The organism is Moritella sp. Urea-trap-13 (assembly GCF_002836355.1).
Classification (GTDB): Bacteria; Pseudomonadota; Gammaproteobacteria; order Enterobacterales; family Moritellaceae; genus Moritella.
Map to the genome: position 1 here is coordinate 567,702 of NZ_PJCA01000031.1, position 12,359 is coordinate 580,060.

Sequence of the window (12,359 nt, forward strand, 5' to 3'; positions counted from 1 at the left end):
AGTAGACAGTGATTAACAAACCACAAGTTTCCCAAATTAATTCATTATACAAATTAAGATCTAGCTAACTTCAGCTCTATGTCCCGCATTATCAAACTGTAATTCACAAAGGCGTCGATACAAGGTCGATGACTCAATCAACTGGTTATGTGTACCTTGGGCTATGATTTGACCTTGTTCCATTAACAAAATAAGGTCGGCATTAATGACAGTTGATAATCGATGGGCAATGATAAGCGTGGTTCTATTTAGCATTAACTCTTCCAGCGCAGCTTGCACATGATGTTCACTCTCGGCATCAAGGGCACTGGTTGCTTCATCTAATAACAATACTTCGGGGTCTTTCAAAATCGCACGGGCGAGGGCAATACGTTGCTTTTGACCACCAGATAAACGAACCCCTTGTTCACCTAAGAAACTATTATAACCCTCAGGTAATTGTTGAATAAATTCATGTGCATGAGCAAGCTTAGCGGCTTTAATTACCGCTTCATCAGAGGCCGTTGGATCGCCATAACGGATATTGTGCCAAACGTCTGAGCTGAATAATACCGGATGCTGCGGCACCATGCCCATTCGCTGACGCACTTCATTCAGTGCTAATTCGTTGATATTTTGATTGTTAAATAGCACTGAGCCCACTTGCGGGTCGTAGAATCGTTGCAGTAACTCAAACAAAGTTGTTTTACCTGCGCCAGATGGACCAACCAACGCAATCACTTTACCTTTTGGTATGACTAAATTAAGGCTTTTTAACGCTGCGGTGTTTGGGCGTGATGGATAATAAAAGTCCAAATTTTTGAATTCGATGATATTACGGTGATTATTGATCATATCTTTAGGTTGTTCTGGTGTTTGTATTTTACTGGTTATCTCGAGTAACTCTAATAATCGCGTGGCAGAACCGGCTGCGCGTTGTAGTTCACCATAAACTTCAGAAATAGTGGCAACAGACATGGCGACCATGATGGCATAGAAGACAAATGCACCTAACTCGCCACCAGTCATCTTACCGCTAAGTACATCCATGCCACCAACCCATAACATGATACTGATAGCACCGAAGGTAAGAAAGATGACAATTGCGATTAATAGCGAACGTTGTTTGATTCTATTCTTAGCCACAGCAAATGCTTTTTCAACTTCACCAGCAAAGGCCACTGTCTCTGTTTCTTCGTGAGTATAGCTTTGTACTACTTTGATATTCTGTATTATTTCACCGGCGTAAGTACCGATATCTGCGATAGCATCTTGACTGTTAGCAGCTAATAACCGCACCTTTTTACCGTAAATTAAGATAGGAATAAGGATGAAAGGCACGAAACCGACAACCCAAAGTGTCAGGTTTATATTGGTGATAAGTAGCATGACCAAGCCACCAATCAGCATTAAAGCACTGCGAAGTGCCATTGAAAAAGAGGAACCAATGATGGACTGTAACAATGTGGTATCTGTCGTTAATCGTGACATAATTTCACCACTGCGGTTTTCTTCAAAATAGCTCGGGTGTAATTTTATCACCTGATTAAACACCGCTTTTCTTATATCTGCACTAACACGTTCACCCAGCCAAGACATTAGATAGAAACGACTGAAGGTACCAATGGCAAGTAAAGTGATAAGGATTACCAACGCAAAGATGGCTGTTTTTAATTGAGTTTCCGAGCCAGCGATAAAACCATTATCAATAACGAACTTAACGCCTTGGCCAAGCGACAAGTTCACGGCGGCGGTAACTAATAATGCGAGTAGGGCGTAAAACACCATTAACTTATAGGGTTTGATAAAAGCGAATATCGGTAGCAGACTCATGAACGATTGCTTTTGATTGATCTTATCGGTAAATGATGAACTCATTGTTTGGCCTTTTTTATCAATGCTTCTGTTATCAACTATGGCATTATTAATGCTCCTCCAATTAATTAGTAAGCTCAATTGATTGGTAGACCTTATTTTTACTATTGTTTTTGGCTAAATACAAGGCCTTGTCAGCATCATAAATAGTCATGTCGACACTTGTACGTAGTTTTACAAAGCCAATACTAACGGTGAACTGGCATTGTTTATCTTCAGAACTGACAATCATAGTTTCAATGCCATAACGAAATTCATCTAATTTTTTGTATGCCTGATCTTCATCGTCAGCATGAAAAAGTACCGCGAACTCTTCACCACCATATCGAGATGTAACGGTTTTATGATTAAAGTAATGTTTAAGCATATCGGCGGTTTTAATAATGACGAGATCACCAAACAGATGACCGTTGGTATCATTGATTATTTTAAAATCATCTAAGTCGATCATTGCTAGGTAGGTATCAGCAGTCTTAGATTTAATCTTCGTGCCCATTTGCTGTCTTAGATATGCCTTATTTGTCAATTGTGTCATTGAATCTTCACTGCGTATTTTTTGAGTCAGTAACATATTGATCAGTGCACTTTGCGCGTAGTTACGAAAAATATTCATGAAATGCAGCGTTTTTAAATTACTGTTAGTCAGGTAGATAACACCGACAAGATTGCCTTTATTATAAAGTGGAATACGGACACAACGTTGTGTCGATAAAATATCAGGTATTAATGGATTAACCATTTTTGAGACGTTAACTTTGTCATCAGTAACCTCACTAAATACATCGTTTTCATTGAGCCTAATATTTTGAATTGGTTCTTCAAATTCTTGGCTATAAGGGTTGTGTATAAAGAAAAACATGTTATCAAAGTGAATCAGTTCACTTGCCATTTGTGACAAGACAACATAAATATCTTCTAGCCTGGTTGAACCTGACAGTACTTGTCCTTTGCTGTGTATTCGATTAGAAATAAAGAAGCTAATTAAGATCACCATTAAAATGGCGAACAAGGCAAAAGATACCGCACCGATGTTTAATGCTTTATAAGTCATATAGGTGTTGCTTGAATTTGACAGCAGTACCCAACCAAATTGATTTTCCGCCCCATAAATACTGAATTTATCTTCGCCTTGATAAGTATAGTTAATGGTATTTTTTGACATTGAATTGCTGACGATACTATCGAGTACAGCGGGGGTAACGCTGACTGATCTGGTCGAGATTCGCGATGGGTCAGGGTGCATGACAATGCTTCCTGTTTTAGTATCAACAGCATAAACATAACCGTGCATCAATGTCTTAAGCAGCGATAACTTGTCATAGAGACCGAGGATATCGAGTTCTAGGACAATTCTCACTGATCCACCGTTATTGAGCTTCAATAAACGGACAATTGCCACAGTCCATTTATTTGTCTGTTCACTTTGATAAAGATTTGAGATAAATGACTTGTCATAATCCATTTCATCACTAAACCAAGCGCGAGAACGGTTATCATCAGCGTCAGGGTTATAAACATAATTCGTCGCGTAATACTCACCTTTAGATGTGAACAATCCAATCTCTAAGTATTTGGTTTCATTATCAAGTAAGTGTTGAGCACTTAATAAAAACTCGGTTAGATTATAGTTATACTTATATGTCTCTCCAAGCAGGTACAGCTGATTGTTCACTGCATTAAAATGTTGGTTCAGGTATTCGTTAGCAATATCTAAATTGTTTTCAGCTTGTTGGTAAGTACTTTTTTTAATGTACTTATAATCAGAATAACCAACATATATTAAGCTGATCATAGTCAATGCCAAAAGTGGATAAATCATCGAAATGAAGAGTTTGGGTTGTAGTTTTAAATGCAACATATTCACCTAAGAAGATTTATCCATATCAAACTCTATTGGATTGATACTTTATAAATAAACCATCAATGAGTTATGAATAATAACAAACAATGACCTGCATTTGATTATTTTATATAAAAAACAGTTGTTTAGTCGCATAAATAACACTTTATCATTAATGAATACAAACAATCATATAACAATGCTTGCTATCAATAAGTGGTAAATCAAAGTAGGGAATAGATCACAACTTTTTATACATCTTGTTGTCTTAAAATAATGCACAGCAACAATTCCTTCTATTAATAAGAGTGATACATGTATGTTTAAAGCATTACACAATTTGTTTAAGCAATTATCAGATGACGCATCTTTACCGAATGTTATAGATAAACATGAATTTGAGTTATCTATGGCGGCATTGTTATGTGAAGTTGCTAGCGTAGATAGTGATATTAACGACAAAGAAACCGTAGCTAAAGCACATCAACTGTCATTGTTACTTGATATCGATAATGACAGAGCAAACGAGCTGCTAGTTATCGCGAGTAAGAAAAGTGACGACTCAGTATCTATTTATGAATTTACATCAAAGCTAAGAAATGTTGAATACAAGCAAAGGTATGAGCTCATTGAATCAATGTGGTGTGTGGCTTATGCAGATGGCGTTATTGATCCAAATGAAGAATCATTAATCAGACAAGTCGCAGATCTTATTTACGTCACACAGACAGATTATATAAAAGCCAAGTTAGTCGCGAATCCAGATCAATCATAAGCAGTTATAAAACCAATCTCAACCCGGTGTTTGGTTTTATATGTTTGAAGCTATTTGATTACATCATATTTTGGATAAAATATGATGTAATCATTTAGATGCATATCATATACTTTATGGTAAATAACCAAGTGTTAAATATGAAAGGCTAAATTAGGATAGATCAATCAAATGGTGTTCGTGAAGTTATTGCTAGGTCATGCTTATTTAACATAATATACATTATGCGCAGTGTTGTATAAACCCAGATAGAGATGTCCGGTTTGAGATTATTGGTATTGATAGCAAAATATTGTCCCTGGTACTTCATTCTGATATCAAAAACCTGTGCGCGACGTGAAATCTGAAATGTTTTGCCAGTATAGTTATTGTAGATTTCACACAGCGCGTTTTCTATTTAGCTGTTTGATTAGTAATGTTTTTATCTGACTTCAAGTATTCTAGTTCTTTCAAGCATGCGAATGTTTTTGCATAACCAATGAAGTTTTGTTCATCACCATCGGTAAAATCTTGTGATAGTAATTCTTCATGCAGGAATAAAATTGATTCTTTAATGTCATCGAACTCGATAGAAATTTCTTTGCTCACTGGATAACATTGTTCACCAGAACGGTAAAATAAAGCACTGTCTGATAGATGATCATTTGCGATAATTAATTCATGTTCAGTCATATTATTTCACCGTATGTGTTGGACAATTTTCCTGAGCTGTAACGGCTCGATTCTTACAACGCTTACCTAATTTAGTTTTAGATTCACATCGTGAAACTTCTTCTTGGCCAACGTATTTATAAGTAAATGGCTCTTGTTCACTAAGCCGTTCTTGTTTCTCGTAGATCTCAACTTTAAAGTAATTCCAATGAGAATCTGGCTGACCATGTGACATTATTTGTGCTGAACCATCATCATTTTCTCGAATCCACATGCCCGTCTGATTTTCAATTCTTGGTGCTAGTAATCTAGTATTTACATTTTCTTCAACGTGACCAGCTAAAGAACCGCCAGTAAATCATAACGTTACTTTTAACATTATAAAAGTTTAAAAGTAACGTTGTAATACTTCATTCTGATATCAAAAAACCGTGCGCTACGTGAGATCTGATTTCACGTAGAGTATCGTAAATATGACCTTTATTGAGCTTGTTGTTAATAGCGCTGAAAGTCTTTTATATAGAGCATGCTAATAGGCCGTAAATGAATGATTTAACGAGGATGGATGAAATTTTGACGCAAGCGCCCTATTCTATTTTTTATACTCCTAGGCCGCCATACACTTGAAATCATATTTGGTAGGAGTTAGTACGCTAAATGTCATATCGTGTCGTAATACGATGTGGTTTTAGCCTCTTAGTTTATGGCAAAACTTACTCTACCACTTCATATATCACTACAATCCTGGAAGCATATTAATAATATGCTTCTATAATTATTGTGAATAATCGGATTATTTGTTAAACGGTCAAGCTATCAATGCTCCTCTTATATTCATGGTAGCAACATATAATAAAGGGAAAATAAAAATGAGATCTTTAAATAAGATGTTTTCTATAGTAATTTTTTCAGCCAGTTTAGTTGCAGTGCCACTGGTCAGTGCTTCACCCTCGCAGCAAGTAAACCAAACTCCGTTACAGGAAATCGTTGATTCTCTGGAGTTAACGGAAGATCAAAAAAATGAAATATCTTCATTTATTGATAAGTATCAAGAGTCTCGTCCAGTTATTGATGTGGAAAAAGTGATAGAACTAAAAAAAGAGCAACTACGCTTAATTACTCAGACTAAACTCGATGAACCTAAATTAGAGTCAATAATCGATATGATTCAAGGTAAGCAAAAACAGCTTCTGATGGATGAGATGCGACTAAAAAATAATATTTATAATGTACTAACAGAAGGTCAGAAAACTAAGTTTAAATCTTCGTTGAAGTCATTGATATTTGAAAGTAACTAATAATTGTTAACCCACAAAATAATATCACCACAGTTATTAATTTGTGTAGTTGCAGTAGTTTATTAAAATTGGCCTCCTCATTGGAGGCTTTTTTGATCTCAGGACAAAGCAGGCCTATTAAACATAAAACGATAATGCACACATTTATCACTGCTAGCAAAGGAATGTGACGTCAGAAAAAGCATGGCTAAGCAACAGCATAAACTTTATTTGATTGCTTTCTTAACCAGAAATATAAGAAAAATGTGATTATGGCATCAATCGTCATACCCAAACCAAACATGACTGCAATTCGATCTAACGTAGGTTCAAACCATCCGACTTGATAAGCAATAAATGCTCCGCCATAGAATAGACTGTTAACTAACAGAGATTGATAAAGCATTAAATCCGTACGGCCAATACCATAAAAGTAGCTATCAATAACGTTATTCAATGCAAATATTACATAGAAACCAATCATCAACAAAGCAATCCGCATGATTTCTTCTGAATTACCTACCCCCATAATATTCCGGATAAAGCTCTCCCAAGCAGGAATTGTAACAAGCCATATGACGACTATCCCACCTGTTAGTATTAAATAGTGATTAACTCGCTGCTCTGTCATACCATTATTTGTTGCCGCATCTTGTTTAATCAGTTGCCCTAGAGCAAGAACAGGTAATAACAACCATCCCCAAATAAAATTATTTGTCACCCAAAATGGACCTGACTGTTGTACTTGGTTTATCAACTGAAGCACCATGACAATAAACGCAGTATTACGAACTAATGACTCTAAACCTGACTTTGAACCTATCTTTAGCCATTCCTTTAACCACGACTGATTCAGAAAGGTAACACTATGAACGCTAACGCCGCTCTTCTTAAGATAGCCATAGGAAACGATTCCTAAGACAAGGTTTACGCAGATGTTGGTCATTGCGATACCATTTACACCAAGCTGCAATGAAAACGATAACTGACTAACGAAAACTGTGTCACATATAATAATCAGTACCGTTTGGATAAAAAGCAGCCCACAAAGCGCTTTTTGATTATTCTTTAAAACAAGAACAAGATTAAAAAAGGCAAAGAGACTAGAAACAAATATCGCAATGGACTCTAACCGGATGTAGTTAACCGTTTGTTCGAATATAACGTCCTGCTGTTGCATTGCCTTAACTAATGCGGGAGTAAAAAAAACAACGATCAGTGTCATAACTAAATATGATAAAACGAAAACGCTTAAAGAAGTTGATACCCTTTTTTGGTAGGAGTTATCCTCCGCAATAGATTGCCCAAGAATGTACATAAGTGGCAGTAGTAGTGCTTCTCTCAACACTTCATAACTGACATTCAGCCATGCCACTTGCGATGCGATACTGAACGCCCACGCATCAGGTAAACTACCTAGAAAATGTATTCTCGTTGTGGAATAAACTAAGGGGATCAAGCTAGTCAGTATTAGAACCAACAGCAGTTTATAGTTGATCGTTTTGTTTCGGTTTAAAAACACTCTTCGTCCCTAGGTTATTAGTTTCCAATTATAAATAATGTAACCGCTGGTGATGAGTTTACATCGATACGGTTATTGAATTTTACTATAAATATAAACAGTATAAAATTTACTTTTGATTACAAAGAGCTATAGATATGCGTATCAAACTAACAGCTTATTCTTTGATCGTAAATAATAAAAAAATCATCAGTTTAATGTCCACTTTCAACCACTTATGAGCTATTTCGAGGTAAAACATGACGACCACCTCATTAGTAGTAATTTAGCATGCAATTAACTTTAACTTAAGGTATAAACCATTTTTGATAATACATATTCCTTAAGGTTTTCATGAATAATTGTTTTTAATCAGTATATTAGCAACAAGCATATTACTTTCAGGTTGCGCAGCTAAAACACCATTTAGGCAAGACACTAGAGCATATCCAGAAAGAGAGCGCATAGAAGATGAAAGTCGTTCTGATGAGATAGATAAAGTAAGTTATCTATCTCGAGCTCTTATGGAGGATGACAACCGAGCTGAAATAATAGAGAAAATTACGAAATCCAAAATTTATACTGGTTTCAACGCGGTTACACAAGGATCAATTGCAGGAACAACTACTCATCTTATTGCTGGAGATCTTCATTCACAATCGGGCCACGTGGTTCAAGCTGCCGTCATTGCCACAAGTCTTATCTTTGGTGAATTTTCTGATGGAAGTTCAGAGTATACAGGCAAAGCATGGATCAAAGGCTCTTTCGAAGGTGAACCAATAACCACTAAAGAAGAAGCCAAAATAGCACTGATAAAACAGACTCAGAAACGTATCAATGCCTTAGCCGATACTTTGAAATGGGACGTTAAATGTATCGATGGATGTGAAACAACCCGTTCACTACACCACTTCAAAAAACCGCATCAGACAACCTTAAATCAAACTTATATCTATCAACCCGACGAGTTTGTAGCCTTAGTTAGCTTTAATAACGGATTTGCTCCGGTATCAGTTAACTCACCAGTAAGAGCATTAGTTGATAAAGACATCGCATGGCAGACTAAAGGTACCGACTCCTATCGTATTCATTTCTATGCTGGCGATTTAAGTAAAGAAGAAGATGGCAGTGTTAAACTTTTCAATACGAAGAATGACAAAAAGTGGGTCCATGTTCGTAATGAACTAAGTGAAACACAATTTGGCCGCAGCCTTTACAAGATATTCCATAGTACGCCATATACATTATGGGGAGAACAATCGAGCTTCCCAAGTGTAATTTACTACGATGGAACCGTATATTCATTTGTTAGTAATAGCCGTACTAGACTCGCAAGTTATACAATGGATGTACCTGATATAAAAGGCGAATGATTGAAACGAATATACAAAATTAAAACCGAGCGTTGATCTCTTTAGGCTTAAGAAACTCAAGCGGTTTATCTAAAATATGCTGATAAATGACGTTATAGACTAAAACATTTTTGACATAACGTCGGGTTTCTTTATAGGGAATGGCTTCAATCCAACTATCCATGGTTAAGCCTTTCTCTGCCCTACCTTCTTCACTGCCTTGCCAGCGATCAACTCGATTTGGACCTGCATTATATGCCGCAGTTGCAAGTACCCTATTCCCTTCATAACGCTTAAGTAGGCCATCAAAATAGGCTGTGCCTAACTGTACATTGATATCCCCATCGGTTAATTGTGATCTCTTCTTATAATCTTTCAAGCCGATTTTACGTGCTGTCTCTTTTGCCGTTTGTGGCATCAGCTGCATATAACCCCGAGCCCCGACCGGAGAATTAGCATACTCGTCAAAAGAACTTTCTTGGCGCGTAATAGCGTAAATATAGCTTGAATCGAGTTCATATCTTTCAGCATTAGCATAAAACAACTGAGGGTTAGCTGCAGGGAAACGAATATTCAAAGCACTCCAACTTTTAGAAAGGATGCTTGCAACGACCGAAAGATGAGCCCACCCTTTTTGAAAGGCAAATAAGCCTAACTGCCTTTGCAAATTGATACTTTGATTGCTAATTAAGACTCGCCACTCACGTTTAAGTAAATACATATGTTGATGGAAATACAGTTCATCAATATGTGCCAGCTGTGTTTTCAGGTGATCTAAGTCTTGTTGCTGTTCACTGACGATATTGGGATTAAATTGGTAATCCAAACCTAATTTCTGCGCGGCCAAAAAGCCGTAGTAATTACGCTCCGTCGCGATGTCTTGATAAAGTTTATCGGCCTGACTTTGTTGTTGTTTATTTTCCAATACCCGTGCTTGCCAATACAGCCATTTACTATCCAGTGGTTTGGTCTCGCCTAGTTGCGCTAGCCAATATTCTATATCGGGCCAATTATTTAATCTAATCGCATAACGGATCCTGCGCTCCGTTAGTTTTACATCCCCTAGAGCCGAAAGCGTTTTATCTAACCAAGGAAACAAGGTTATTGCATCACGACTCATAATGCGCGATATAAGATACTTTTTTAAATTGTCTTGTTCTACCGATGTTAAAGAAAGTTCAGGTTCGTAAGCAAGATATGCACTTAATCCTAATTCAATATCCTTTTTAGCAAGACGTTTAATACTTGCAGCTAAAAAGTCATTGCTAGGATGTTTTTTGTTATTGAATAAAGAGTCCTTAAACAAAGTGCTAGTAAATAGAGGGTTATTCAATAAAGTAGCCGGTGTTTTATGCAGTGCATATAGCTGCTCAGCCAGTTGCTCATTTTTCTTGTCCATCAAGGTGATCAAATAGGACATCAGGGCTGTTTTATTATTCACATAAGCTAAATGAAAACGCTGCAAAATTAATGACTGAGATATTTGCTTACTATCAAGGTAATACTCCAAAACACTATCACAAGCATTTGGCAAGGAAGAGCCCGTTAACCAGGTTTTTTGTACATCAGTCCAAATTTCATCAGCTTGGTCACTCGCTAGTCGAGCCTGAAAATGAAAACACTTCAAGTCGACTGAGTTGGGGATCCGCGGATAAAAAGACAGATACTCATCCCAATATTGGTTTTCTGCTAAGTAATATAAATAACTTCGCTGCAGGTCATAACTGGCACGACGATCAAGGTTATCCTTTATAAAAGATTGTACTGCAAACAAACTTTCGCGGCTAAAGTGCGCTTTAAGCTGTTTATATTCAAGGAGGTAAGTTAATGGATACCCAGGGATAAGCTTTGCTTTTTGTAACGCTTCTAACCACATATCCTGTGATTGTAAATCCACAGCTTGCGTATATAGGCCTCTTTGCTGATCCCACGTAAGTGAAGTCGCAACACTTGAGAATGAAAATAAAAACAAGGATATAACAAATATTTTCATCGTGTTTCCGCCTGATACTCTGTGCTTTCACTCAGAGAGGGATAGCTGTTAAAGCATTATACTTAAAACGCAGCTAACTAAAATTACAATGTATTAACTTAACACAGACGTTATTATGGCGCTATTAATTCAGGCCGCGTACCTTATAAGTAAATAGGTTGAATACCAATGTCCTCATTTGCCAACCAAGCTTGTTGCATGCTCTTGCACTGGTTTATAAAGCTATTTCCATTTTGAAATAAGCAACGTCAGCTTTATAAAAACGTTCGCTAGATTTATTCATATCAAATCGTTCATAAAAACCGACTGCAGATTCTCTAGCATCACACCAGAAAAAATCTGTTTTAGTGCTTTTCAGATAATGAATGATATGCGCTAACATTTTAGAACCAATGCCTTGATTTTGATAATTAGCATCCGTCGCAAATTTACGTAAACGCGCTTTGTTTTGATCTAAATAAACAGATGCGACACAAATAATGGTCTCGTCGATAAAAACACCAAAGTGTAAGCCCTTAACATCGCCATCGACATGGCAATACTCTGGTGGTTTACTTGGCCACAATACCTGATGGCGAAGTGGGATTGCTTGTTGCCAAGAAATTATGCGAATATCCATATTAGTTTCAGACTCTATAAGGAATTAGACCATTTATTACATGATAATAAGTTTAACCTAACCGGCTCTCGAGCCATTCGGTATTGTATTCTCTGGCATCGCTAAACATGGCGTGATCTTATCTTCATAACCAATATCAAACAACATGCCTTGTGATAGTTCTCCAGCCATTTTTCGCTCTGGTAGGTTAACAACAAATAATGCTTGTTTACCTTCAAGTTCCTGAGGGTTTTCTCGCTCTTGTTTAATCCCTGAAAGGATAGAACGTGTATGATCGCCAAAATCAACTGTTAGCTTCATCAGTTTATTTGATTTAGCAACTTCCGAAACCTTGGTGATAGTACCAACTCGTATATCTAATTTAGCAAAGTCGTCGAAGGTAATTAATTCCTTTATAGGGGCTGGATTCATATGTAATTCCTTATTGTTTAGGCGTTTAGCCTAACAGTATACGTAATTATTGATAGAGATTATTATAAAACTAAAAAGCCCCGTTA

Annotated in this window: 11 protein-coding genes; 3 read left to right on the forward strand and 8 right to left on the reverse strand. The window is 36.8% G+C overall.

From position 1 onward, the window contains the following. Positions 1–60 precede the first annotated feature (60 nt). Positions 61–1,857, reverse strand: coding sequence for an ABC transporter transmembrane domain-containing protein (locus tag CXF93_RS10505; RefSeq protein ID WP_101063327.1), 1,797 nt, complete (start codon positions 1,855–1,857; stop codon positions 61–63). Positions 1,858–1,918: 61 nt separating this feature from the next. Further along, positions 1,919–3,646 carry a diguanylate cyclase gene (locus tag CXF93_RS10510; RefSeq protein ID WP_232784169.1) on the reverse strand — a complete coding sequence of 576 codons (1,728 nt, stop codon included), beginning with the start codon at positions 3,644–3,646 and terminating at the stop codon, positions 1,919–1,921. A 367-nt stretch (positions 3,647–4,013) separates the two neighbouring features. On the opposite strand from CXF93_RS10510, the gene CXF93_RS10515 reads away from it, so the two are divergent. Then, a complete protein-coding gene (locus CXF93_RS10515) occupies positions 4,014–4,469 on the forward strand; it encodes a TerB family tellurite resistance protein (RefSeq protein WP_101062472.1) in 456 nt (151 codons plus the stop codon). Positions 4,470–4,862: 393 nt separating this feature from the next. Here the strand turns inward: CXF93_RS10515 and CXF93_RS10520 are convergent, their stop codons facing one another. Further along, the gene (locus CXF93_RS10520; RefSeq protein ID WP_101062473.1) at positions 4,863–5,141 is read right to left on the reverse strand and encodes a hypothetical protein; all 279 of its coding nucleotides are present in this window, start codon (positions 5,139–5,141) and stop codon (positions 4,863–4,865) included. A gap of 1 nt (position 5,142) precedes the next feature. Next, positions 5,143–5,394 (reverse strand): hypothetical protein, encoded by a 252-nt coding sequence (locus tag CXF93_RS10525; RefSeq protein WP_101062474.1) that lies wholly within the window; start codon positions 5,392–5,394, stop codon positions 5,143–5,145. 523 nt (positions 5,395–5,917) lie between these two features. On the opposite strand from CXF93_RS10525, the gene CXF93_RS10530 reads away from it, so the two are divergent. Next, positions 5,918–6,418, forward strand: coding sequence for a Spy/CpxP family protein refolding chaperone (locus CXF93_RS10530; protein WP_232784170.1), 501 nt, complete (start codon positions 5,918–5,920; stop codon positions 6,416–6,418). A 187-nt stretch (positions 6,419–6,605) separates the two neighbouring features. On the opposite strand, the gene CXF93_RS10535 is transcribed toward CXF93_RS10530, so the two are convergent. Next, entirely contained in the window at positions 6,606–7,919 is a 1,314-nt protein-coding gene (locus CXF93_RS10535; RefSeq protein WP_101062476.1) for an MATE family Na+-driven efflux transporter, read from the reverse strand. 341 nt (positions 7,920–8,260) lie between these two features. On the opposite strand from CXF93_RS10535, the gene CXF93_RS10540 reads away from it, so the two are divergent. Further along, positions 8,261–9,271 carry a hypothetical protein gene (locus tag CXF93_RS10540; protein WP_101062477.1) on the forward strand — a complete coding sequence of 337 codons (1,011 nt, stop codon included), beginning with the start codon at positions 8,261–8,263 and terminating at the stop codon, positions 9,269–9,271. Positions 9,272–9,290: 19 nt separating this feature from the next. Here CXF93_RS10540 and CXF93_RS10545 read toward each other — a convergent pair whose 3' ends face one another. The 3 genes from CXF93_RS10545 to CXF93_RS10555 all read right to left on the reverse strand — a co-directional run bounded on the left by CXF93_RS10545 (position 9,291) and on the right by CXF93_RS10555 (position 12,273). Then, positions 9,291–11,243: a transglycosylase SLT domain-containing protein gene (locus CXF93_RS10545; RefSeq protein WP_101062478.1), complete on the reverse strand. Its 1,953-nt coding sequence runs from the start codon at positions 11,241–11,243 to the stop codon at positions 9,291–9,293. A 214-nt stretch (positions 11,244–11,457) separates the two neighbouring features. Then, on the reverse strand, positions 11,458–11,862 hold the full coding sequence (locus CXF93_RS10550) for a GNAT family N-acetyltransferase (protein ID WP_101062479.1): 405 nt from the start codon (positions 11,860–11,862) through the stop codon (positions 11,458–11,460). Between the two features lie 57 nt (positions 11,863–11,919). After that, the gene (locus CXF93_RS10555) at positions 11,920–12,273 is read right to left on the reverse strand and encodes a tRNA-binding protein (RefSeq protein ID WP_101062480.1); all 354 of its coding nucleotides are present in this window, start codon (positions 12,271–12,273) and stop codon (positions 11,920–11,922) included. Positions 12,274–12,359: the final 86 nt, after the last annotated feature.